Annotated in this window: 24 protein-coding genes and 1 tRNA gene; 5 read left to right on the plus strand and 20 right to left on the minus strand. The window is 70.4% G+C overall.

The window, feature by feature from the left end:
• Position 1 precedes the first annotated feature (1 nt).
• From RT2_RS19355 to RT2_RS19395, 10 genes are all read right to left on the minus strand, one after another.
• Complete coding sequence (locus RT2_RS19355; protein WP_169888453.1) at positions 2–1,009, minus strand: 3-oxoacyl-ACP synthase III family protein; 1,008 nt, start codon at positions 1,007–1,009, stop codon at positions 2–4.
• 120 nt (positions 1,010–1,129) lie between these two features.
• Positions 1,130–1,990 carry a hypothetical protein gene (locus RT2_RS19360; RefSeq protein WP_072846433.1) on the minus strand — a complete coding sequence of 287 codons (861 nt, stop codon included), beginning with the start codon at positions 1,988–1,990 and terminating at the stop codon, positions 1,130–1,132.
• A complete protein-coding gene (locus tag RT2_RS19365; protein WP_072846434.1) occupies positions 1,983–3,179 on the minus strand; it encodes a hypothetical protein in 1,197 nt (398 codons plus the stop codon). Before RT2_RS19365 ends, RT2_RS19360 begins: the two co-directional genes overlap by 8 nt.
• A gap of 45 nt (positions 3,180–3,224) precedes the next feature.
• The gene (locus tag RT2_RS19370) at positions 3,225–3,734 is read right to left on the minus strand and encodes a YcxB family protein (protein ID WP_072846435.1); all 510 of its coding nucleotides are present in this window, start codon (positions 3,732–3,734) and stop codon (positions 3,225–3,227) included.
• Between the two features lie 3 nt (positions 3,735–3,737).
• The gene (locus tag RT2_RS19375; protein WP_072846436.1) at positions 3,738–4,232 is read right to left on the minus strand and encodes a hypothetical protein; all 495 of its coding nucleotides are present in this window, start codon (positions 4,230–4,232) and stop codon (positions 3,738–3,740) included.
• 64 nt (positions 4,233–4,296) lie between these two features.
• Complete coding sequence (locus RT2_RS19380; RefSeq protein ID WP_072846437.1) at positions 4,297–4,866, minus strand: DUF4274 domain-containing protein; 570 nt, start codon at positions 4,864–4,866, stop codon at positions 4,297–4,299.
• A complete protein-coding gene (locus tag RT2_RS19385) occupies positions 4,856–5,137 on the minus strand; it encodes a hypothetical protein (RefSeq protein ID WP_139191299.1) in 282 nt (93 codons plus the stop codon). The genes RT2_RS19380 and RT2_RS19385 overlap by 11 nt, the downstream gene beginning before the upstream one ends.
• Positions 5,138–5,212: 75 nt before the next feature.
• Positions 5,213–5,283 (minus strand) — tRNA-Cys (locus RT2_RS26005).
• 85 nt (positions 5,284–5,368) lie between these two features.
• Positions 5,369–5,866, minus strand: coding sequence for a DUF6998 domain-containing protein (locus tag RT2_RS19390; RefSeq protein WP_072846439.1), 498 nt, complete (start codon positions 5,864–5,866; stop codon positions 5,369–5,371).
• A 35-nt stretch (positions 5,867–5,901) separates the two neighbouring features.
• The gene (locus RT2_RS19395; protein WP_245709529.1) at positions 5,902–7,086 is read right to left on the minus strand and encodes an MFS transporter; all 1,185 of its coding nucleotides are present in this window, start codon (positions 7,084–7,086) and stop codon (positions 5,902–5,904) included.
• 112 nt (positions 7,087–7,198) lie between these two features.
• Here RT2_RS19395 and RT2_RS19400 point away from each other — a divergent pair, with 112 nt between their 5' ends.
• From RT2_RS19400 to RT2_RS19410, 3 genes are all read left to right on the plus strand, one after another.
• Positions 7,199–8,011: an SDR family NAD(P)-dependent oxidoreductase gene (locus RT2_RS19400; protein ID WP_072846440.1), complete on the plus strand. Its 813-nt coding sequence runs from the start codon at positions 7,199–7,201 to the stop codon at positions 8,009–8,011.
• Between the two features lie 106 nt (positions 8,012–8,117).
• Positions 8,118–8,651 (plus strand): MarR family winged helix-turn-helix transcriptional regulator, encoded by a 534-nt coding sequence (locus tag RT2_RS19405; RefSeq protein WP_072846441.1) that lies wholly within the window; start codon positions 8,118–8,120, stop codon positions 8,649–8,651.
• 107 nt (positions 8,652–8,758) lie between these two features.
• On the plus strand, positions 8,759–9,535 hold the full coding sequence (locus RT2_RS19410) for a DUF7159 family protein (protein ID WP_072846442.1): 777 nt from the start codon (positions 8,759–8,761) through the stop codon (positions 9,533–9,535).
• 44 nt (positions 9,536–9,579) lie between these two features.
• On the opposite strand, the gene RT2_RS19415 is transcribed toward RT2_RS19410, so the two are convergent.
• The 5 genes from RT2_RS19415 to RT2_RS19435 are packed head-to-tail and all read right to left on the minus strand — an operon-like array spanning position 9,580 to position 15,088.
• A complete protein-coding gene (locus RT2_RS19415) occupies positions 9,580–10,356 on the minus strand; it encodes an enoyl-CoA hydratase (RefSeq protein ID WP_072846443.1) in 777 nt (258 codons plus the stop codon).
• On the minus strand, positions 10,353–11,267 hold the full coding sequence (mmsB, locus tag RT2_RS19420; RefSeq protein WP_072846444.1) for a 3-hydroxyisobutyrate dehydrogenase: 915 nt from the start codon (positions 11,265–11,267) through the stop codon (positions 10,353–10,355). The genes RT2_RS19415 and mmsB overlap by 4 nt, the downstream gene beginning before the upstream one ends.
• A gap of 26 nt (positions 11,268–11,293) precedes the next feature.
• Entirely contained in the window at positions 11,294–12,385 is a 1,092-nt protein-coding gene (locus RT2_RS19425; RefSeq protein ID WP_245709528.1) for an enoyl-CoA hydratase/isomerase family protein, read from the minus strand.
• 41 nt (positions 12,386–12,426) lie between these two features.
• Entirely contained in the window at positions 12,427–13,575 is a 1,149-nt protein-coding gene (locus tag RT2_RS19430) for an isobutyryl-CoA dehydrogenase (protein WP_072846445.1), read from the minus strand.
• 7 nt (positions 13,576–13,582) lie between these two features.
• Positions 13,583–15,088, minus strand: a complete 1,506-nt coding sequence (locus RT2_RS19435; RefSeq protein ID WP_072846446.1) for a CoA-acylating methylmalonate-semialdehyde dehydrogenase — start codon at positions 15,086–15,088, stop codon at positions 13,583–13,585.
• Positions 15,089–15,254: 166 nt separating this feature from the next.
• On the opposite strand from RT2_RS19435, the gene RT2_RS19440 reads away from it, so the two are divergent.
• Positions 15,255–16,034 carry an SDR family NAD(P)-dependent oxidoreductase gene (locus RT2_RS19440; RefSeq protein ID WP_072846447.1) on the plus strand — a complete coding sequence of 260 codons (780 nt, stop codon included), beginning with the start codon at positions 15,255–15,257 and terminating at the stop codon, positions 16,032–16,034.
• Positions 16,035–16,047: 13 nt separating this feature from the next.
• Here RT2_RS19440 and RT2_RS19445 read toward each other — a convergent pair whose 3' ends face one another.
• Together RT2_RS19445 and RT2_RS19450 are read right to left on the minus strand one after the other, a co-directional pair.
• The gene (locus tag RT2_RS19445) at positions 16,048–16,833 is read right to left on the minus strand and encodes an SWIM zinc finger family protein (RefSeq protein WP_072846448.1); all 786 of its coding nucleotides are present in this window, start codon (positions 16,831–16,833) and stop codon (positions 16,048–16,050) included.
• Positions 16,830–19,712: a DEAD/DEAH box helicase gene (locus RT2_RS19450; protein WP_072846449.1), complete on the minus strand. Its 2,883-nt coding sequence runs from the start codon at positions 19,710–19,712 to the stop codon at positions 16,830–16,832. The genes RT2_RS19445 and RT2_RS19450 overlap by 4 nt, the downstream gene beginning before the upstream one ends.
• Before the next feature lie 103 nt (positions 19,713–19,815).
• Here RT2_RS19450 and RT2_RS19455 point away from each other — a divergent pair, with 103 nt between their 5' ends.
• Positions 19,816–20,133 carry a hypothetical protein gene (locus RT2_RS19455; RefSeq protein WP_072846472.1) on the plus strand — a complete coding sequence of 106 codons (318 nt, stop codon included), beginning with the start codon at positions 19,816–19,818 and terminating at the stop codon, positions 20,131–20,133.
• Between the two features lie 45 nt (positions 20,134–20,178).
• On the opposite strand, the gene RT2_RS19460 is transcribed toward RT2_RS19455, so the two are convergent.
• The 3 genes from RT2_RS19460 to RT2_RS19470 form a co-directional block, all read right to left on the minus strand.
• Positions 20,179–21,090, minus strand: a complete 912-nt coding sequence (locus tag RT2_RS19460; RefSeq protein ID WP_072846450.1) for an aminotransferase class IV — start codon at positions 21,088–21,090, stop codon at positions 20,179–20,181.
• 42 nt (positions 21,091–21,132) lie between these two features.
• Positions 21,133–21,783 carry a DUF5602 domain-containing protein gene (locus RT2_RS19465; protein WP_245709527.1) on the minus strand — a complete coding sequence of 217 codons (651 nt, stop codon included), beginning with the start codon at positions 21,781–21,783 and terminating at the stop codon, positions 21,133–21,135.
• 230 nt (positions 21,784–22,013) lie between these two features.
• On the minus strand, positions 22,014–23,399 hold the full coding sequence (locus RT2_RS19470) for an FAD-binding oxidoreductase (protein ID WP_072846452.1): 1,386 nt from the start codon (positions 23,397–23,399) through the stop codon (positions 22,014–22,016).
• Between the last annotated feature and the right edge of the window lie 37 nt (positions 23,400–23,436).

Consider the following 23,436-nt stretch of genomic DNA (forward strand, 5'->3'; position numbering starts at 1 on the left):
CTCAGAACCACCGCATGACGATGACCGCGCCACTGACGCCGGCGCCGGCGGTGACCATCGCGACGATGTCCCCCCGTTGGATCTTCCGCTCACGCGCGGACATGACCGTGCCGATCGGCAACGACGCCGCCGCCGTGTTCGCCACCCACTGCCCGGTGGTCGGCACCTTCTCGGGTGCAAGCCCGAGGACCTGCCCGAACAGTCGCACCATCTGCACGTTGGCCTGGTGCACGAAGAGATGGTCGATGTCCGCCACCGTCAACCCGGCCTCGTCGAGCGACTCCCGGAGCAACTCCGGCAGTTCTCGGACGAACACCTCCGCGAGCTGGCGACCGTCCATGTGCAGCGGTTCGACCCCGGCGGAATCCGGGGTGCGGTACGGGGTGCACAGGGCGTCGACGAAGGTGCTGTCCGTGACGAGGCGGCTGGCGAGCATCCCGTAGCCGGGCGGCACGGGGCCCATCAGGTAGGCGCCTGCCCCGTCGCCGAACAGCGGCGCGGTCTTGCGGTCGGACGGGACCAGGTAGTTCTCGATGCGGTGCGCGCCGATCACCAGCGCGGTACGGGCCTGGCCGATCTGCCGGTACGCGTCGGCGGTCACCATCGCCTGGGCGAACCCGGCGCAGCCGCCGTCGAGGCTCAACGTCGGCATGGGCGCCAGCCCGATCCGCGCGTGCACGTCCGATACCGGGGCGGGCACCTGCCGGTCGGGCGTGGACGTCGCCACGATGAGCATCCCCGGGTCCTCGGCTGCCTCCGCCGTCAACGACAGTTCGCGCGCGTGCTTGAGCGCCTGCCGGCCCGCCTCGGCGGCCATGTCGGCGGTGTTCTCCCCCGGCGCGGTTCGGTGACGCTCGACGACCCCGGTCTTCTCGACGATCCACTGTTCGGTGACACCGGCGCCGGCCGCGACCTCGGCGTTGGTCGCCACGCGCTGCGGGACGTACATCCCCATGCCGAGCACGCCGTAACCGGCCTGATCCTCGACGCGCCTTTTTCCGGACAGCATCACTGGCCTCCTCCTGAGTGGACGCCCCCGACAGCGCCGGAATCCCGTTCTACTCCACCCACTGACCTCCGGGCGTCGTTTCGGGGGCATTTGTCCAACTCGGCTTCACGTCAACAGCCTTCATCGCTCCTCCAAGAGCCCGCGCAGGTACTCGGCGGTGTCCGGGCGCGCGGCCTCGACGGCCAGGACGATGCGTTCGCGGCGATCGTCAGAGAGCGCGGCGAGCGCACCGATGAACTTCGGGAGTTCGTTCCTCCGACGCATGAGCAGCGCGTTGAGGAAGTCGGGCACCTCCCGCCAGCGCCCGCCGTGGCCGAGCTCCATGATCGCGAACACGCGGTCGAAGTTGCTCGGGAAGTCCTTCTCGTTCGTCCAGGCGCGATCGACCCGACCGCTCTCGCGGAACGCCTCGGCTGCGGATCTCCAGTCCTCGGGCCAGTCGTCCGGGATCGGATCGAGCACCGGCTTGCTGTTCGTGCCGCCGAGTGCCTCGTGGATCGGTTCCCACTGCTCGTCTTCACGGACCCAGCGGCCGAGCGTTCGGCGCACGAGCGCGCGCTGCGCATCGCCCCAGGTATCGGTCACCGTGAGGAACGCGCGGCTCGCGTCCTCGCTGCCCGTGACGAACATCGAGCCGGTGCGGATGCTCTCGTGATCCCCGCGCGACTCCAGCCAGTTCGGCAGCACCCTGGCGGTGGCGGCGCCACCCGTGGCCGGATCGGCTTGCGAGAGAACGCCGTAGGCGGCCTCGTAGATGCCGTAGTCGTCGAGCGGGTGCAACGACCACAGGATCGCCTCGACGGTTTCCGCATCGACGGCCCGCCCGTCGAGGGCATCGAGCATCGCGAGGTACCGATCGATGCCTGCCTGCTGGACGGCGTCCTCCTCGTCGCTGAGCGGCCCCGCCTCGTCCTGATGGATGCTGCCGCCCAGGCGGATCAGCTCGTCCCGCCACGCCTGACCGCGAACCCCGTCACTCACCTCCGGCCCCGTCCTCCAGCAACACCGCGATCGCCTGTCGGTCGTACGGCAGGCCGACGCGCATGAACGCCAGACCCGCGTTGCCGACGTTCGTTCCCCACAAACTCTCGTTCGCCACCAAAGCCGCGAGGAATTGACGCTGAGGCGCGCCGATGTTCTCGGGTAGCGGTGGGTACTCGCCCGGCACGAACTCGACCTCGGGGAAGGCGGCACGAAGCAACGGGCCCCAGTCGTTGTCGGCCGTGTACGGGGTCGAAAGCTGCGCCGTCGCGACGGCCGCCGGCAGGACCGCGGCGAAGGACGTTTCCCGTTGCAGGAGCGAATTCAGCAGCGCGAACCGGACGTGCATGGGAAAACTGCTCGGCCGCCGTCCGAACCACTGGTCGACCTCGTCCGGCCGAGTCAGCGCACGAACGAGTTCTTCCGCCGCCTGCCCGGAGCGCGGCAGGTACAGGGCGGCACACGCGCGGATCGCGGGATCGGCGTCGGCGAGCCAGGCGCTGACGTCGGCCCCGACGGTGCCGAGAGCGAGAACGGCCGCGGCTCGGTCGTCACGCTCCGTGGCGCTGTCCGCGAAGGAACGCAGCGCTGCGACGACTCGGCGCTGATACGGCGCAGTGGAGTTGCCGTTCCACCGTGCCAGCGCGCTCACCGCCCCAGCCTTGTGGGCGGTGGTATCCGATCTCATCAGCTGAAGCAGCCCCTCCAGGACCGGGTGCGTCTGCTGCCGGAGCGCTGGCACGGCGAGAGCCATGAGCACACCTGCCACAGGCGATGCCCACGCCTCTTCCGATTCCTCTTCGTCGTCGGACGCGAGGGCCTCGAAGAACTCGCGTTCCTCCTCGTCCGAAGGCGACACGACCTCGCCTTCGTCCGCAAACAGCTCCCCGACCAGGGTCAGACTGTCGCCCGCCGCATCTAGGAAATCCACCAGCGCAGGCAGGCGCGCCGACGCCGTCTTCCGGTCCGCATCGGCGCTCCAGAACGAGACGGATTGTGCGACGGCGGCAACCGCGGGTGCCGTTGCCGGGTAGATGGTTCCCTGATGCAGCACCGCACCGTACAGGTGCTCCATCGCCGTCGAGAAGGCCGTCTCGTCGGCAGCCACCAACGCGTCCAAGTGCGCCGGCGTGTCCGTTGCCACGGCATAGGCGTGGAAGAGCCGATTCCAGTCGTAGGTCTCGCTCACGCGACGCACTCCAGTTCGTCACGCCACGCCTGATCGCGGCCCTCGTCACTCATCTCCGGCCCTTGTCCGATCCCCGTCGATGTACTCCTGCGCCAGCGCGAGTGCGCTGTCGTCGAGCGCGCGACCTGGCACGAAGAACGCCGCCTTCCCCGCCATGTTCCGAAACACGATGCCGTCCTTGATGCGCACCGCGCCGGAGAGCGAATTCCACGGCGCACGCGATGAGCCGAACCTGCCATCCAACCCCAGCCCGTCCGCATCGATCCGCACCGTGAGAATCGATCCGACACTCATGCCGTCTTCGACCGCCTTCGCGGCAACGCGACGAAGGACGCCCACGAGGACGACAAGCAGCAGCGCGAGGGCTGCGATCACCCCGAATGCGAACACCCCGACGGGGCGACCCGACACCGCCAGCACAATGCCGACGACCAGCGCGATCGGGAGCGCGATCATGCCTGTGACCCGAAGGCGACGCGACACCGCCGCATCGACGAACGCCCGCCGGACAGCCGATCTGTCCGCAGCATCGATCGTGATGCTGTTCTCGAACACGGCCTACGACCCGCTGCCGTGAATCGCCGGCTCGGTGAGCGCCGCACGAATCCGCTCGAACGCCTGCCGAGTCTCCGGCGGCGCGAGGAAGTCGTCCAACGGCGCCCCACTCGCCCGGAAGTCCGCCTCCTCGAGCAGTGCGATGCCGAGTGCGGCGATCCGCTCCGACGATCGTTCCTCCAGATAGGCGGCCCACGCCTCCAGCGCGGTGATCGCGCGCAGGAGGTCCGGATCCATGTCGCCATCCGAAAGGTCGCCCTCGTCGATCTCCACGATCCATGCCCGAAGCTGCTCGGCGGACGCCGTACCCGCTCCGTCTGCGGCCGCGCTGACGGCGCCTGCTCCGGCGTCCGTCAGCTCTGCTGCCGCGGCCGCTGCCACGCCATCGGCGGTGAGGAACTCCCGCGTGACCGCGATCCCGAACGCGACCTGCGCCTGGGCAGTAGCGCGGGTTGCATAATCACGAACGGAGTTCTCGACTTCCTCGTAGCTACTCACGCCGCGCCGTCCTTCCTCGCGCCGACCATCGGAAGCGAAAGCGCACCAACTGGATTGCGCGTCATCATTCGTCGTCCTCATCTTCGGCCTGCCATGCCGCCTCGAGTTCCTCGAGCACAGCGGGCGGCATCCCCTCGCCCCATCCGTTGGACTCCGCGTATCCACGGATGTCGACGTCGTCTCCGGTGACGGACTCGAACATCACCGGAGGGATCAGCCATCCCGGATCGTCTTGTGCGCCCAGCGCTTCCGCCGTCCAGTCCTGGCCGGGGTGCTTCGGATTCCCGGTCGGCGTCGAGAGGTCGTTCGCCGGGTCGAACGAAGCGCCGGCTGCCGCCACCGTGCCGGAGGCGACCCGGTCCTGCAGCGCATGCAGGTTCGTCCATCCCGCGCGATTGACCGGCGGGACATCGGCCTCACTGCGGAACCTCTGGTAGTAGCCGGGCTGGGAGTACCAGTACAGGGCGGCCGCGGTGGCCCTGTCGAGCCGCGGATGCGCGGCCATCCACGCGATCAGCTCGGACTTGCCGTCGTAGTTCATCGTGAGTGCCGTCAGCAGCCACTCGGTCGCGGACGCACTGTCCAGGAATCTACGCATCAGGCGCAGCTCCAGCTCGTCGAAATCAACGCTCATAGTTCACCTTCCCCAGCGGGAGCGGCATCGGGTTCAGGGCGACCGACGCGACCCCGAGCTCGCTCAGGCGATACACCTGCTCGCCATCTCCGCTGCCGGACCGCAATGCCCGCGCGAGGCATTGTGCCTCCTGCGGTTCGCCGGCCGGGAGCGGGGTGCTGCTCGCGTAGTGCTCGGGCAGCGCGGCGCCCAGATCTTCCGCGCGAAGGTCTCGTCGATCGGCGCTTGAAGTGTCGCGAAAGGTCGCGAAAACCCCAGGTTGCTCGGACAAGTAGGTCCGAAACCTACAGCTCACCTGCACAACAGGAATCGGGGCCGACCACAGCTGGCCGGCCCCGATTTCTCGAGCGGATGACGGGATTCGAACCCGTGTGAACGGCTTTGCAGACCGGTGCCTGACCACTCAGCCACACCCGCATCGACTACGAACTGTGCCGATCGGCCGCCGCGCCGAACAGGTTTCGGCTCAGCGTGATTGAAAACCTCGCCGTCACGGCCGCCGCTACTCTGCCCGCGGTGTACTGATTCGCCGGTAGGCATCTTGCAGGTCAATCGCTGTGATCATCTCGCTCGCCAGCAACGCCTTCGACAGGCGCGGGATTATCCCGTTGACGTGGTTGCTCCGTGCGAACTGAGACTCGACTGCGTGACGGGGCATCGTGAACGACTCGGCAATATTGAAATCCACGTCGAAAATGACCACGAGCAGAGCTTCGTAATCGGCATCTCGGATTGCACCAAGAGCAGTTCGCTTGTTGCCGGAAGTGCGCCGCATCCCCTTCACCTGGATGCGCTCACCGTCGGGGGTGCGAATGTCCCAGCCCTTCTGGCTGAACGTCCCCCGCTCACCGCCGTAATGCGCAAACGCGATCGCCTCGGCGAGATCTCCCACCGGATTGTTGTTAGTCCGGATCAGTTCGCGTGATTTCAGCTCGTCCATGCTCGTTGCCCACAGCCCGAGTAATTCCGGCACGGTCATTCCGGCGAGGTCGATGTCCATCCAGCTATCTCAGCACCGATCCGCCCCACTCGCCCTCACGGCCGCGCCCACGCCAACCGGGCGCTGAACCCCACTGTGCACAGCGCGAACACCACCGACAGCGCCGCGAAGGCCTGCCCACCCAGCGCCGTGAGGCCGAGCGCCGCGGTACCGGCGCCACTGCCGACGTACAGCACCGAGTTGTTCCAGGACACCGCCGCGCCGCGCCGCTCCGCCATCACCGTCGTCAGGTACACCTGTGCCGAGCTGAAGAACCCGGTCCCGGAGAAGAACGCGAGCACGAAGCCGGCCAGGGCGAGCTGCCAACTCGACGCCGTCGTCGCCACGGCCAGGGCCGCCGCGAGCAGCAGGCCCCAGCCGACGTTGAGCACCGGCACGTGACGCCCCTTCGACGACCACCAGTCCACCAGCGGGCCCGCGGCCAGCGACCCGACCAGCGACCCGATGCCCACCAGCGCGCCGACCAGGCCGAGCACCGCGGTGGAGAAGCCGAACCTCGACGCGAACAGCGCGCCCGCGTACGCGTAGGTACCCAGCCGGGCCGCCTGGAGGAAGAAGTTTCCGGCCATGATCGTCCGGAACACCCGCACCCGCCACAGGCCGAACGACGACCGCAGCGCGGCCGCGGGACTCCTCGGCGCCGCCGCGGCGACCGACCGAGATTCCCTCAGCCGCAGCCAGATCAGCGTGCCGGCGACGGCGAGGCCCGCGGCGACCGCGGCGAAGGCCAGGCGCCAACTGGACCCGGACGCGACGAAGGTCGCCAGCGGCACGCCGATGATCTGGCCACCGGCGTACGCGGACGCGCCGAACGCGATCGCCTTCCCCCGATGGCTGGGCAGCGCGGTCTCCGCGAGATAGGCCCACATCGCCGGCCCGATCAGGGCACCGCCGACGCCGCCGACCACCCTGGCGCCGATCAGCCAGCCCAGCGACGGCGCGACCGCGCACAGCAGCTCACCGGTCATGAACACCGCAATGCCGGAGAGGATCACCCGCTTACGCGGCAGGTGTTCGGTGAGCGCCCCGACCAGTGGACTGGCGATGGCGTAGGACAGACCGAACGCGGTGACCACCCACGCGGTGCGCGCGATCGACGTGCCGAAGTCCTCCGACATCTTGGGCAGCAGCGGCGAACTCAGGAACAGCTCGGCGCCCATCAGGAAGAAGACGAAGTGGATCAGACGGTGCTGGCGCCACGGCGTGCTGGGTTCGGTCACGATCACTCCTTCGGCTCGCACGCTACCCGGCCGGCCACCACCGATCGCCCACTCTCCCGCTGACAGGGAGCACACGCTGCCGCGTCGACGCACCCTCGCCTACCGTGCGGGCATGACTGCTCTCGACCTGCGGGACCTGACGGGCACGACCGCGGTGGTCACCGGCGCCGCCTCCGGAATCGGCGCCGCCGTCTCCCGCAGGGCGGCGACGCTCGGGATGCGGTTGGTACTGGCCGACTTCGACGGCGCCGGCCTCGACCGCGTCGCCGCCGAGCTCTCCGACGCGGGCACCGAGGTGCTCGCCGTCCGCTGCGACGTCACCCGGGCCGCGGACGTCGAACACCTCGCCGCCGCGACCGCCGAACGCTTCGGGGCGGTGCGACTGCTGGTCAACAACGCCGGCATCGAGAGCACCGGGCGCCTGTGGGAACTCGAGCCCGACCATTTCGACCGGGTCCTCGGCGTCAACGTCGGCGGGGTCTTCCACGGGGTCCGCGCCTTCGTGCCGCGGATGCTGGCCGCCGGCACCCCCGCCACCGTCGTCACCACAGCCTCGATCGGCGCGGTGACCACGATGCCCGCCCAGGCCGCGTACGTCGCGAGCAAGCACGCGGCGCTCGCGTTGACCGAGTGCCTGGCGTTGGAACTGGCCGAGTCCCCCATCACGGTCGCCGCCCTGCTGCCCGGCCCGGTCGACACCGCCATCTACGCCAACGCGGGCGCCGACGGTCCCGCCGGCGACGCGGTGCGGAGGCGGATGCTCACCTTCCTCCGCGAGCGTGGCGTCACCCCCGACGCTGCCGCCGAGGCGCTGTTCGACGGCCTGGCCGCCGGCGAGTTCTGGATCTACACCGACCGGGAGCGGGCGGACGTGCTGCTGCGGCAGCGCGCCGACCGCCTGACCGGCCACCTGCCACCGGCCTGATCCAGCCCCACAGGCTCTGCGAGCTCGTGCGCGACTACCGGGGGTCCCCAGACCCGGCAACCGCGCACGAGCAGCGGAGCTGCCTCCTCGTGGGATGATGGCGAGTATGTCGCGCCCGCAACCGCTCCCACTCGACCCGATCGAGGAGGCCCACCGCCAGTGGGAGGCGCACGGCTGGGGCGAGGTCGCCGACGGCATGGCCGCGGTCACCTCCCTGATGCGCGCGCAGCAGATCATGATGGCCCGGGTCGAGGAGGTGCTCAAGCCGAGCGGCCTGACCTTCTCCCGGTACGAACTGCTGACGCTGCTGACGTTCACCCGCAGCGGCGCGCTGCCGATGGCCAAGGCCAGTGCGCGACTGCAGGTCCACCCCACCAGCGTCACCAACGCCGTCGACCGGCTCGAGGCCGCGCACCTGGTCCGCCGGATGCCGCACCCGAGCGACCGCCGCGCGACGCTCATCGAAATCACCGAGGCCGGACGCGATTTGGCGTTGCGGGCCACCGAGCAGCTCAACTCGCAGGTGTTCGCTCAGCCCGGCCTGTCCGCGGATAAACTGAACACCCTTGTGCGCATCCTCGCCGAGCTCCGCCGCGAGGCCGGGGACTTCGACACCGGGGACGCACCCACCAAGTGGTGACATGACAGGCGAGGAGTTCTAGGTTGGTGCTGGTTCTCGGGGTGTCGGCAGGCGCGAGCGGGGCCCGGGCGGTGTTGGCCCATTCCGATCGCCCCCATCGCGAGCCGATGGCGCGTTGCGACGTCCGGCGCCGGCCCGGAGCCGACGTCGGCGAACCGGTGATGTCCGCGATCCGCACCCTGCGGGCCGCCGCGGTCGACCAGGGCGACCTCGTCGGCGCCACCGCGGTCACCCTGCGCACCGGCATCGACCCGTTCGTGGTGGAGAACGCCACCGCCACCACCACCCGGCAGCACGTCCGGGTGTTCACCGAGACCTCCGCGCAGCTGCGGTACCTCAGGTTCACCGGGCTGCTGCCGCGCACCGGCACGGTCGCCCTCTACGACGTCGGCAGCTCCGGGCTGTCACTGTGCGTGGCCGACAGCGCGTCGGGCGAGGTGCTCGCCTCGCGGCGCAGCGCCGTGGTCGGCGGCGACCAGTTCGACCGGCTGCTACAGGACCATGTGGCGGGCAACGGGATCCGTCTGGACCTTGCCGTGTGCCGGGACGTCAAGGAGAGGCTCGCGGCCGAGCGGCTGACGACGGTGGCGGACCCGGACACCGGCGCCTGCACGGTGGTGACGAACAACGACCTCGCGGCGCTGGTCCGTCCGGTGGTGGCGCACTCGGCGTCGCTGCTGCGCACCATGGCCACGCAGTCGCGGACGGCGCCGTCGCTGGTGGTGCTGCTCGGCGGCGGGGCCGGCGTGCCCTCACTGCAGGCCGAACTCGAGTCGGCGCTGCGCATCCCGGTCGCGGCCGCCCCGGAGCCGGCCGCGGTGTCGGCGCGGGGTGCGGTGATCCTCGCCGCCGCCGACTCTGCGGTCGGCACCCGGGGCTGGTAACCGCCGGCCGGACTCGGTGACGAGCCGGACCGGCGGCCGGCCGGTCAGCGGTGGCTGAAGTTCGGCGCCCGCTTCTCGATGAAGGCGGCCATGCCTTCCTTCTGGTCGGCGGTCGCGAAGGTCGAGTGGAACACCCGACGTTCGAACCGGACGCCCTCCGCGAGGGTGGTCTCGAACGAGCGGTTCACCGCCTCCTTCGCCATCATCGCGATGGGCAGCGACATCTCGGCGATGGTTGTCGCGGCCTTCAGCGCCTCGTCGAGCAGGTCCGCGGCCGGGACGATCCGCGCGACCAGGCCCGCGCGCTCGGCCTCCTCGGCGTCCATGTTGCGCCCGGTCAGGCACAGGTCCATCGCCTTCGCCTTGCCGACCGCGCGCGTCAACCGTTGCGAGCCACCGATTCCCGGGATGACGCCGAGCTTGATCTCCGGCTGGCCGAACTTAGCGGTGTCCGCGGCAATGATGAAGTCGCACAGCATCGCCAGTTCGCAGCCGCCGCCGAGGGCGTAGCCGGCGACCGCAGCGACGATCGGCTTGCGGGCCGCGGAGAGCCGGTCCCACTGCGTGAACAGGTCCTCCGCGTAGACGTCGGCGAAGGTCTTCGGCTGCATCTCCTTGATGTCCGCGCCCGCCGCGAAGGCCCGCTCGGAGCCGGTGATCAGGATCGCGCCGATCTCCGGGTCCTGCTCGAGCTCCTCGACCGCCGCGACCACCTCGCCCATCAGCTGGGCGTTGAGGGCGTTGAGTGCCTTCGGGCGGTTCAGGGTGATGACACCGACGCGTCCGCGCCTGTCGAGCAGGATGGTCTCGAAGTCGCTCACGCGTTCTCCTCGTTGGCACGGTTGCGGATGTCGGTGACGATGGCGGAGAAGTCCAGCCCGCCGCCCGTCTCCTGGTGGAAGCGGGAGTAGATCTCGGCGGCGCGCAGGCCGAGCTCGCCGGGAACGCCGTTGCTGCGCAGCGCGTTCGCGGCCAGGCCCAGGTCCTTGTCCATCAGCGCCGCGGCGAACCCGGGCTGGTAGTCGTTGTTCGCGGGGCTGGTCGGCACCGGACCCGGAACCGGGCAGTTGGTGCTCAGTGCCCAGCACTGGCCCGAGGCATTGGAGGCGACGTCGAACAGCGCCTGGTTGCTCAGGCCGAGCTTCTCGCCCAGCACGAACGCCTCGCTGATGGCGATCATCGAGACGCCGAGAATCATGTTGTTACAGATCTTGGCGGCCTGACCGACGCCGGGACCGCCGCAGTGCACCACCTTTCGGCCCATCACGTCCAGGAGCGGCCGGGCCGACTCGAAGTCCTCGTCCGAGCCGCCGACCATGAATGCGAGGGTGCCTGCCGTGGCACCGACCACACCGCCGGAGACGGGGGCGTCCACCGAGCGGTGCCCCGCCGCGACGGCGAGGTCGTGGGCGGCGCGGGCGTCCGCCACGTCGATGGTGGACGAGTCGATGAACAGCGTGCCCGGGGTCGCCGCCGCGAGCAGCCCGCCGGCGTACAGGTCGAGGACGTGCTTGCCGCTCGGCAGCATGGTGACGACCACGTCGGCACCGGCGGCCGCGTCGTTGGCGGAGTCCGCGATCGTGATGCCGTCGCGCCGAGCCTGTTCCAGCGCGGCGGGTGCCAGGTCGAAGCCGACCACCTCGTAGCCGGACTTGGCCAGGTTCGCGGCCATCGGGCCGCCCATGTGCCCGAGCCCGACGAACCCGATCCGGAGGTTTTCTGCGGCGCTCATCTGATTTCCTTCCCCAACATTGTGGTTCACTGCGTGCTCAGTTCACTGGCGCGCGTCGGCGCCGCGTCCTCGGGCAGCCCGAGTTCGAGGTCGCCGAGTGCCGCGAAGAAGCCGTCCACCTGCTCGGCGGTGACCTCCTCGAGCGTCGCCGGCGACCACTTCGGGTTGCGGTCCTTCTCCACCACCTGCGCGCGGATCCCCTCAACCAGGTCGTGGGACGCCAGGCACGCCGACGACACTCGGTACTCCTCGTTCAGCACGGCCTCGAGGCTGGTCTGCCCGCGGGCCTGCCGCAGCGACCGCAGCGTCACCTTGGCCGCGGTCGGCGACTTCGCGAGCACCTGCTCGGCCGCGGCGGCGGCGTCCGGCGACCCGTCGGCACGCAGCCGCGCGACGATCTCCTCGACCGTGTCCGCCGAGTAGGCGGCGTCGATCCACTCGCGCTGCGCCTGCAGGGCGGATTCCGGTGCGGGCTCGGCGAACTCGGCCACCGCGTCCACGACGGCGCCGCCGGAGAGGGCGGCGACGAAGGCGTCCAGCCGGTCGGACGGGACGAAGTGGTCGGCCAGTCCGCAGTAGAGGGCGTCGCCCGCGCTGAGCCGGGCGGTGGTCAGCGCGATGTGGGTGCCCAACTCGCCCGGGGCCCGGGAGAGCAGGTAGGTGCCGCCGACGTCCGGGACGAATCCGATGCCCACCTCGGGCATCCCGATCATCGAGCGCTCGGTGACGATGCGGACGCTGCCGTGCGCGGAGACGCCGACACCGCCGCCCATCACGATGCCGTCCATGATCGCCACGTACGGCTTGTGGTAGGCCGCGATCGCCGCGTTGAGCACGTACTCGTCACGCCAGAAGTCGCGCGAGCCGTCGCCGCCGGTCCTGGCGTCGTGGTAGATCGAGACGATGTCGCCGCCCGCGCACAGGCCGCGCTCCCCCGCGCCGGTCAGCACCACGGCGTGCACGGAGTCGTCGTCGCCCCACTCGATCAGCGCGGACGCCATCTGCCGCACCATGTTGTGGTTGAGCGCGTTGATCGCCTTGGGTCGGTTGAGGACCAGCCGGCCGAGGCCGCCGGACACCTCGACCAGGACCTCCGGCTCGCCGATGGGCTCGCTCACTGCCTGCACTCTCTTTACTCCTGTCGAATCGATCGGTCCGCTCACGCGGGGCCGGCCGAGCCGACGACCGCGCGCGCGATGACAACCCTCATGATCTCGTTGCTGCCCTCGAGAATCTGGTGCACACGCAGATCGCGGACAATTTTCTCCAGCCCGTACTCGGCGAGATAGCCGTAGCCGCCGTGCATCTGCAGTGCCCGGTTGGCCACCTCGAAGCCGGTGTCGGTGGCGAAGCGCTTGGCCATCGCGCACAGTTCGACCTTGTCGGGGGCGTTCTCGTCGAGCGCCGCCGCGGCCCGCCACAGCAGGGTCCGCGCCGCCTCCAGCTCGGTGCGCATGTCGGCGAGCTGGAACTGCAGGGCCTGCGAGCCCAGCAGCGCCTCGCCGAATGCCTTGCGCTGGGCCAGGTAGTCGACCGCCTTGCCCAGCGCCGCCTGCGCGCCGCCGACCGAACAGGCGGCGATGTTGAGCCGGCCGCCGTTCAGCCCGGACATCGCGATCTTGAAGCCGTCGCCCTCGTTGCCGAGGAGGTTGGCCGCGGGCACCCGCACCTCGTCGAGGATGACCTGGCGGGTGGGCTGTGCGTTCCAGCCCATCTTCTTCTCGTTGGCGCCGAACGAGAGCCCGGCGGACTCCCGCGGCACGACGAACGCGGAGATGCCCTTCGGGCCGGCCGCGCCGGTCCGGGCCATCACCACGTAGACGTCGGAGGTGCCGGCGCCGGAGATGAACTGCTTGACCCCGGTGAGCACGTACTCGTCGCCGTCGCGAACCGCCTTGGTGCTCAGGGCCGCCGCGTCCGAACCGGCACCGGGCTCGGTGAGGCAGTAGCTGCCGAGCTGGTCCATCGAGCACAGCCCGGGCACCCACTGGTGACGCTGCTCGTCGGTGCCGTAGGAGTCGATCATCCAGGTGACCATGTTGTGGATGGACACGTAGGCGGCGAGCGACGGGTCGCCGGTGGCGAGCTGCTCGAAGATGCGGACGGCGTCGAGCCGGGTCAGGCCCGAGCCGCCCACGTCCTCGCGGATGTAGATCCCGCCCATGCCGAGCGCGGCTGCCTTGCGCAGCACGTCGACCGGGAAGTGCTTGGTCTGGTCCCATTCGACTGCGTTGGGCGCCAGGCACTCCGCGGCGAAGTCGCGAGCGGTGTCGCAGATCGCCCGCTCGTCATCGGTGAGGGTGAACATGTCTGTCCTAGTCCATCGTGGGGATGACGAAGTGGTCCGTGGCGTGCTCCTTGGTGCCGGAGGGCCAACGCTGGGTGATCGTCTTGGTCTTGGTGTAGAAGCGGATCGAGTCCGGGCCGTGCTGGTTCAGGTCCCCGAAACCGGAGGCCTTCCAGCCGCCGAAGGTGTGGTACGCGATCGGCACCGGGATCGGCACGTTGATGCCGACCATGCCGACCTCGACACGGCTCGCGAAGTCGCGGGCGGTGTCGCCGTCGCGGGTGAAGATCGCGACGCCGTTGCCGTACTCGTGGTCCGACGGCAGCGCGAGGGCCTCCTCGTAGTCGTGTGCGCGGACGACGAGCAGCACGGGTCCGAAGATCTCCTCCTTGTACACCCGCATGTCCTTGGTCACCCGGTCGAGCAGCGTTGCGCCCGCGAAGAATCCGTCGCCCGCCCCCTCGATCTTCTGCTCGCGGCCGTCGACGACCACGTCGGCGCCCTCGTCGACCGCGATCTGGGTGTAGTCCAGGACTCGCTTCACGGCGTCCGCGCTGACGAGCGGGCCGAAGTCGACGCCCTTCTCGTCCGACTTTCCGACGTTGAGCTTGTGCACCCGCTCGGTGAGCTTCTCGACCAGCTTGTCCGCGGTCTCCTCGCCGACCGGCACGGCCACCGAGATGGCCATGCAGCGCTGGCCGGCGGAACCGTAGCCGGCGCCGATCAGCTGGTCCGCGACGTCGTCGAGGTCCGCGTCGGGCATCACGATGGCGTGGTTCTTGGCGCCGCCGAAGCACTGCGCGCGCTTGCCGTTGGCGGTGGCGGTCTCGTAGATGTACTGCGCGATCGGGGTGGAGCCGACGAAGCCGACCGCCTTGACGCGCGGGTCGTGCAGAAGCGCGTCGACGGCCTCCTTGTCGCCGTTGACGACGTTGAACACGCCGGCGGGCAGGCCCGCCTCGAGGAACAGTTCCGCGAGCCGCAGCGGCACCGAGGGGTCCCGCTCGGACGGCTTGAGCACGAACGCGTTGCCGCACGCCAGCGCCGGACCGGCCTTCCACAGCGGGATCATCGCCGGGAAGTTGAACGGCGTGATGCCGGCGACGACGCCGAGCGGCTGACGCATCGAGTAGACGTCGATGCCGGTGCCGGCGCTCTCGGTGTACTCGCCCTTGAGCAGGTGCGGGATGCCGATGGCGAACTCGATCACCTCGAGGCCGCGCTGGATGTCGCCCTTGGCGTCGGGGATGGTCTTGCCGTGCTCGGAGGAGAGCAGCGCCGCGAGCGAGTCCATCTCGTCGTTGACGAGCGCGACGAACTTCATCAACACGCGGGCCCGCTTCTGCGGGTTGAACGCCGCCCACTCGCGCTGCGCCTCGGCCGCGTTGGCGACGACGGCCTCGACCTCGGACTTGCTGGCCAGCGGCACCCGGGACTGGACCTGGCCGGTGTTCGGGTCGAAGACGTCACCGAACTTGCCGGAGGTGCCTGCGACGGCCTTGCCGCCGATGAAATGAGTTAGCTCACGAACCATTTTCTTCAACCCGTCCTCATGAGGAAGCCCGCGGCGTCGTCGCGCAGCACTGTCTGAATACATTGCCATCCTATAGTTGGATGTCCATGTATGTCTAGGGTTGCCGTGGCCGCTCAGTGGGAAGCGGGGATTGCGCCACCCCCCGGGGCTGGCGGAGTGTCGGGACATGCCTGAATCACCCGTCTCCAACCTCGCCTCCCCCACCACCGCGGTGATCGTCACCGGCGGCGCCTCCGGCATCGGCCTGGCGTCCGCCCGCGCGCTCGCCGAGGCCGGTCGCCCCGTCGCCCTGTGGGACATCAACGAGACCAGGGCCAAGTCCGGTGCGGCCGAGATCGCCGCCGAGTTCGGTGTCGACGCGATCGGTGTCGGGGTCGACCTCAGCGACCCCGCGCTCTACGCCGACGCCCTGGCGACCACGCGCGCGGCACTGCCGAAGATCGGCGGCCTGGTGCACGCCGCCGGCGTCGTGGACACCGGTTCGCTCGAGGGCGTCACGGTCGACGTCTGGGACCTCGGCATCAACACCCACCTGCGTCCGCTGATCCTGCTGGTCAAGGAGCTGATGCCGGACTTCACCGCGAACCCGGGCTCGGCGGTCGTCGGCATCGCCTCGATCAACGCCACCCTCGGCAACGCGATCAACCCGGTGTACAGCGCCGCCAAGGGCGGCATGCTGGCCATGGTCCGCTCGCTCGCGGACCGACTCGGCCCGGACGGGATCCGCATCAACTGCGTCTCGCCCGGACAGATCCTCACCCCGATGCTGCAGCCCACCGTGGACCTGCTGCCCGAGGGCACGTTCGAGCGCCGCATCCTGCTCGGCCGCCTCGGCCGGCCCGAGGAGGTCGGCCGGGCGGTGCGTTTCCTGCTCTCCGACGAGGCCAGCTACATCACCGCGAGCGAGCTGGTGGTCGACGGCGGCAACATCTCCTCGCAGCGCTGACCCGGCCGGCCGGCTACTCCCCGCCGAGCGCGCGGTAGTAGCCGGCCAGCTGGTGCGCCGCGTCGGCGACGACGCGTTCCTCGACCCCGGCCGCCCGCAGCGCCTTGCGCAGCGGCGCCGGGGCGAGGTCGTCGGGGGCCGGTCGGAAGTCCGCCTGCGGCAGCGCCGGCAGTTCGATCCGGTCGCCGAAGTAGTCGTCGAGGTCGAGGGCCGGGTCCGCCTCCTCGTCGTCGAGACCGCGGATCAGGGTGTCGAGGTCCAGACCACGCAGGGTCAGCATCACCAGCGGGTTGTTGTCGAGCCGCTCCGCCGTGAGGTACACGATTGCCGCCGCGTGCTTGCACGGCCAGCCCTGGTCGGGGCAGGTGCAGCCGAAGTCCAGCTCGCCGGACTCGGTGGGCAGCAACAGGTCCGCCAGTTCCCGCGGGACCGAGCCCGACGCCAGCGCGGCCAGCATGCCGGGGGTGGACCGCACCCGGTCGACCAGCGCGTCCACCGTCTCGGGCTCGAGGCGTCGCAGCGTGAACGTCGCGGTGAACGGGTCCACCTGGCTGCCCTGCACCTCCCCGACCACTGCACCGGGTGCGACCCGGAAGCTGATCACCTGACCGGCGCGCGCGTAGCTGCGGCCCCGCGCCAGCCGGCCCGGGTCGGAGATTCGTTCCATCGAGGTCACCAGCGCCCGGCCCCACCAGGACTGGGCGAAGGCCCCGCGGCGTGACACCGCCGTGACGCCGCCGCTCGCCCGTCGGGGCCGGCCGAACTGGCCGAAGTCCCCGCCGCGTCGCGTTCCGGTCATTCCCCCACCGCCTCGTCGCCGAGCGTCATCAGTGCGCGTAGTTCCTCGTTGCTCATCTCGGTGATCCAGTTCTCCCCGGTCTGCACCGCGAGGTCGGCCAGTTCCGCCTTGTTGCCGAGCATCGCGTCGATCCGTTCCTCCAGGGTGCCGACGCAGACCAGCTTGCGGACCTGCACGTCGCGGCGCTGCCCGATCCGGAACGCCCGGTCGGTGGCCTGGTTCTCCACCGCCGGGTTCCACCACCGGTCCAGGTGCACGACGTGGTTGGCGGCGGTGAGGTTGAGGCCGGTGCCGCCCGCCTTGAGCGAGAGCAGCATGATCGGCGCGGAGCTGCCGCCCGCCTGGAAGTCGTGGACCATCGCGTCCCGCCGGCCGCGCGTGACGCCGCCGTGCAGGAACGGCACCTCGGTGCCGAACCGTTCGGCCAGGTACGGGGCGACGATCGCCCCGAACTCCCGGAACTGGGTGAACAGCAGCACCCGTTCGCCGTCCGCGAGCACCGAGTCGACGATGTCCTCGACCAGGCCGAGCTTCCCCGACCGGTGCCGGCCGCGTCGCAGCACCGACGAGCCGTCACCGAGGAAGTGCGCGGGGTGGTTGCAGACCTGCTTGAGCCGGGTCAGCGCGGCGAGCACCGCCCCCTTGCGGGCGACGCCCTCCTTGTCCTTCAGCTTGGCCATCATGTCGTCGAGCACCGCCTTGTAGAGCGCGGCCTGCTCGGCGGTGAGGTTGGCGCGCACCGTCATCTCGAACTTCTCGGGCAGGTCGGAGATCACCTCGGGATCGGTCTTCACCCGGCGCAGCACGAACGGCGAGGTGACGGCCTGCAACCGGGCCAGCGCCGCCTTGTCCTGCGAGCGCTCGATGGGAATGGCGAAGCGGGCCCGGAACTGCTGCGGGCTGCCGAGCATCCTCGGGTTCGCGAAGTCCAGGATCGAGCGCAGCTCGTCGAGCCGGTTCTCGACCGGGGTGCCGGTCAGCGCCAGCCGGTGCGCCGCCGGGACGGCCCGGGCCGCCCGGGCCTGCGCGGTCGCGGAGTTCTTGATGTGCTGCGCCTCGTCGAGAACCACTCGGCGCCAATGCAACTCGCGCAGCACCTCCACGTCCCTCGCGAGCAGCGCGTAGGTGGTGACCACGAGGTCGTGTCCGGTGACGACGGCACCGAGGTCGTCCCCGCGCAGCCGGTCCGCGCCGTGGTGGACGTGGACCCGCAGGCCCGGGGTGAAGCGGGCGGCCTCGCGTTGCCAGTTGCCGACCACCGACATCGGGCACACCAGCAGCGTCGGCCCCTCGGCGCCGGTGGCCTGCTCGTGGGCCAGCAGCGCCAGGAGCTGCACGGTCTTGCCGAGGCCCATGTCGTCGGCGAGGATGCCGCCGAGGCCGAGGCCGCTCATGTACGCGAGCCAGTCCAGGCCGCGCCGCTGGTAGGGGCGCAGCGTCGCCTCGAGTCCGGGCGGGACGGGGATCCTCACCGGCGCGACGTCCGAATCCAGAAGGCCCGCAACCCAACCCGTGGAGGTGATCTCGTCGACCGGGATCGGCGGCGCGTCGTGGACCGCGAGCTCGCCGAGCAGGTCGGCCAGGGTCGAGTCGTCCCCGGAGCCGCGCCTGGTGACGTAGGCGATGGCGTCCGCGAGCGCGCCGCCCTGCGCCTGCACCCACTGCCCGCGCAGCTTCACCAGGTCGGACTTGGTGCGCGTCAGCTCCGCCATCTCGTTGGAGGTGAGTACGACGTCGCCGAGCGCGAGTTCCCAGTTGTAGGCCACCAACTGGTTCAGCCCGACCGCCCGGTCGTCGGTGTCGACCAGCACCGACGGGCTGGTGACCCGCAGCCGCAGCGACGGGGCGACCACGCTCCAGGCGCGCGGGAGCAGCATGGTGATGCCGGCCTCGGCGAGCTCGCGGGCACCGTGCGCGACCAGGTCGGTGACCACGGCGAGCGGGAGCAGCAGGTCGAGGTTGCGGGGGTCCGACGGCAGTCCGCGCAGCCGGGGGTAAGCGGTCATCGCCTCGCCGAGCTTGCGCATCCCCATCCGGACCGCGTCGGGGTCGGCGAGGTGGACCGGAACCGGGACCGGCGCCTCCCCGGTCGGGCGCAGGCAGACCTCGAGACGCCACAGCGGATCGGGGTCCTGGCCGTCCGCGGCGCCCGCCGGCCCGGCCTGGTCTGCACCGTCGTCCTCGGGTTCGATCAGCCGCAGCACCAGTTCGGGTTCGTCGACCGCGAGGGTGCTGCGCCACTGCTGCAGCTCGTTGGCGATCTGCTGGGTGCCCTCCTCGAATGGGGTCTCGGTGGCCAGCGCCAGCAGCATCGGGTGCGCACCGGGGTGGGCGGCGGACTGATTGCCGAGCATCCGCCGGACGATCGGGTCGGTGAGTTCGAAGATCAGGTCTTCGAGCGCCTTCCGTCCGCCGCCGGAGACCCGGAGCACCGGGGGCATGGCGACGGCGAGTTCGGAGACCCAGGCACGCTGCCGCTCGCCGCCGACCAGCTGCCAGCGCACCCACCACTGGCCGTCCGCGCGCTGCAGGTCCGGCACCACCCGGCCCGCCCGCGACCACCGGTGGATGCCCCGCGCGACGTGGGCGAGGAAGCGGAGGTCACCGGAGACCGCGGCCGCACCGGCGACCGGGCCGAGCGACAGGTTCAGCAGGAGTTCCGCCGCGGCGTCCGGCGCCAGGGCGAGCGCGGGCACCGTGACGTCGGCGAGGGTGCCGTCGCCGTTGGGCAGCGAGACGGTGACCCGGTGGCGGAACTTGCGGGCGAGCGCCCGCTGCAGCGCCTCGGGCAGCTCGTCCGTGTCGAGGTCCGGCTCGGCCGCACCCGCGTCTCGCCACAGCAGCAGGCCCGAGCCGGGAGTCCAGAGCGCGTGCACCACCGCACCATCCAATCACCCGCCGCAGACAGGCCGCGCCGGCACTGGATTTGTCGCCCTGACCAGCGGAATAATGGCGACTGTCGACTACATCGGGAGCGCGACGATGACCATACTGATCCAGGTCCTCGAGCAGGGGTACCCGCACGGCACGCCATGGCAGGAACGCCGGTACCAGTTCGTCGACAGCGCGCACGTCGTCGGGATGCGACTGGACGGGCAGTCCGGCGTGTGGCTCGACATGGCCCGTCACGGCGAGTCACATCAGCTGGCGCTCACTCCCACCCCCGACGACTCCATCTACTTCCTGCTGCGGATCTTCGACAAGATCGCCGACTGCGAGCGGCAGGGCGGCTCGTGGATGATCGGCCACGACGGTTCCGACCGGGATTCGATCATTGCCACGAAGTTCCCGCTCCCCTGACACCCGCGGGGCCAGTCCGCCGGTCCGCGCGGGCGGGCCGAACCGTCAGATCGCGGTGACCCAGCCGTGCGCCGGGTCGGCCCGCAGCACCGCGGCGTGCCGCTTGCGCAACGCCTCGCACACCGGTCCCGGCACGCCCGAACCCACCCGGCGACCGTCGACCTCGACGACCGGGGCGACGCCCGCCGAGGTGCCGGTGACGAACACCTCGTCGGCGATGTACAGCTCGGTGAGGTCGACGGTCCGCTCCACGACCTCGATGCCGTCCTCGGCCGCGAGCGTCAGCACCGTGCGCCGGTTGATGCCGTCGAGGATGTCGCACGAGACGTCGGGGGTGATCAGCGTGTCGTCGCGGACGAGGAAGATGTTGGCGGCGCTGAGCTCACAAACGTGACCGTTGCCGTCGAGGAAGATGGCGTCGTCGTAACCGGCGTCGATGGCGTCCTGCTTGGCCAGCACCGAGTTGACGTACGCCCCGTTGACCTTCGCCCGGGACGGGATCGCGTCGTCGGGGATGCGGCGCCAGGTGCTGGTCTTCAGGCGCATCCCATGCTGCGGCACGATCGGCACCGCGTCGTAGACGAACATGCTCACCAGGGTGTGGCAGCCGCGCACCCGGGTACCGGGGATGGACTCGTCGACGTGCACGCTGACCCGCACGAATGCGTCCGCCTCGGGCCCGTTCGCCGCCACCACCTCGGTGGCCGCGGCCACGAACCGCCCGTAGTCCCAGTCCGCCTCGAAGGTGTCCATGCCGATGATCCGGCACGACTCGACGAGGCGTCGGTAGTGGTCCCGCAACCGGAAGGCCGAGCGTGCCGAGCCGTCGACGTGCACCGGGAAAACGGTGTAGACGCTCAGGCCGTACAGCACAGCCGAGGTCGCGATGCCGAGAGAAGCCTGAGCGGCGTCGACGATCCGGTCGCCGAAGTACACGTGGGGATGTGGGATGGCCATGGCGGGATGCTACCGGTGTGAGTCCGTGCCCCGGTACCGGTTTTACGACGCCTGACGCATCGTCAGGCCACCGAGCGCAATGACGTACTCGCCTGCCTGATCGTCGAAGTCGACCGAGTAGACCGTCGGGTAGTAGCCGTCACTCTGGTACGACGCCGGCTGCTTCACGTCCTCGCGCAGCGACGGCTTGGTCCTCAACCACTCCCGGGTCATCATCGGTTCGATGAAGGTGAACTTCCCGTCCCACGACCCGTTGATCAGCACCTCGGTGAAGTCGAAGGAACCCGGAAGGGCGGCGTCGGCGGCGTCGGTCCAGTGCAGTCCCATGAACGGCACGGTGTTGGCGGCCGCGGGTCCCGGCGGCGGCACGTACCCCTGCGGAATGTACTTCGCCGCAGGCATCCTGGCGGCCCGCTCGGCGAAGTCCGGTGCGGCCGGGTCGATGTCGCCCTGCACGGCGCCCGTGTAGAAGTGCATGTCGAAATGTGGCTTGCCGAAAAGCACCTGGGGCTCGTGACCGTGCGGATTCCAGTCCAGCATGACGTGGTCGAAGCCGGTCCCGGGCGCGCCCTCGGGCAGCGCGAGCATCGACATCTGGCTGGTCGCGTCCGGGCCGTCCGGCAGTCCCTCGAGTGCGGCCGCCGAGATCCGGATACCGACCTCGGTGGGGTTCCCGTCGTTGTCGCTGACCACGTAGGTCCGTGACGTCCCCTGGCCCAGAGGACTTTCCGCCCCCGGCAGGGTTCCCGCCGCGACGGGACCCGGGCTGACCGCCCCGCCGTGCGCGTGCGGTGTCGACGGTGCCGCGCACCCGCCGAGTGTCAGTGCAGCGCAGGCGGCGACTGCCGTGCAGAGAACGGTCCGGGATCTACTCATGGTGTGCCTCTCGAATTGTCTGGGTCGCGCGGGCCGGAAACGGGTGTTCACAGCGGTCTGCGCATGACCTGGCCGACCCGCAGCACGCCGTCCGGGTCGTGCTCGTTCGCCAGGGCGCCGAGCCAGTGCGCGGTGTCCTCGTCGTAGCACCGGGCAATCCGCTCGGGGTCGGCGGTCGCCGCGAAGTTGGGCAGCGTGCGCCCGGTGGTCCAGGGAGCCAACGCCCGCCCGATGACGTGGGCGTGGTCGACGACCGCGCCCGCGTTCGGCGGAGCCAGAACTCCGACTGCCAGCAGCGCGAACGACGCGTCGCGATGGCAGAAGGCGCTGCGGTGCCGGGGCTCTCGGGCCAATGCGCCACCGAGCAGGCGCAGCTCGACGACGGTCTGCGGCGAGCCGGAGCCCGGGCCGGCGACCGCGAGCAGTGCGTCGACGGCCTCGTGTGGCAGGTCTCGGGTCAGCCCACTGAACTCGTGCGTGGGCATCGGGTCGACCGGGTCCGCGTGGATCGCCGAGATCGCCACGCAAGGCAGCACGTCCACGGCATCGATCAGCGGAGTCGCCACGCCGCGTAGACGGGCAACGAGCGACTCGGCCTCGCCGGCGGGCGCGACGCTTGCGAAGCGGACCGCCAGCGTCAGTCGCCCGGCGAGCGGCGGCGGCACCTGCGGCAGCGCGGGAAGTTGCAGGAAGGCGATCGACGTCGAGCTGTGCTCGGGCAGGTCGCTGCACCAGTCGAGCCACGCGTGCGCCACGGCGGCGACGTCGGCACCGTCGAAGTAGAGCGCGCCGCCGTAGACATCGGTGAGCGGCAGCAGGTCGATCTCGACCGCCGTGACAATCCCCAGCGTGCCCTTGCCTCCGCGCAGGCCCCAGAACAGCTCGGCATGCTCGTCGGGTGTCACTCGCAGGAACTCGCCGTCGCCGGTGACGACGTCGAACGCCCGCACATGGTCGGAGGACAGACCGTAGGTCCGCACCAGCGGGCCGATCCCCGCGCCGGTCAGGAAGCCGGCGACCCCGACGGTCGCGGACGATCCGGTCAGCGGCGCCAGTCCGTGGGGCGCGGCGGAGTCGATGACGTCCTGCCAGATGGCGCCCGCACCGACCCGGGCGCTGCGGGTGCCGGGATCGACGACGCACTCGTCCAGCCGTCCGGTGTGGACGAGGAGGACGTCACCGTCCAGCGCGACGGCGCCGTGGCCGGTGCGTTGGACGGCGACCCGCATTCCGTGCTCGGCCGCGAACCGAACGGTGGCGACCACGTCGCCGGCGTCGGCCACCGCCACCACCGCCCGCGGGGACACCGGCACTGCCAGGTTCCACGGCGTTGCCAACTCGTATCCGGGTTCTCCGGGGAGCGCGACCGATCCGGAGACGAGGGCGCGCAGGTTCTCGACTGCCGCATCGATCGTGGGGGCCTGAAGGTCCATCTGGGGCTTCCTCTCGTGTTCCGCTCTCGGGCGGTGA

This window comes from Rhodococcus tukisamuensis NBRC 100609, assembly GCF_001894985.1.
Lineage (GTDB): Bacteria > Actinomycetota > Actinomycetes > Mycobacteriales > Mycobacteriaceae > Rhodococcus_G > Rhodococcus_G tukisamuensis.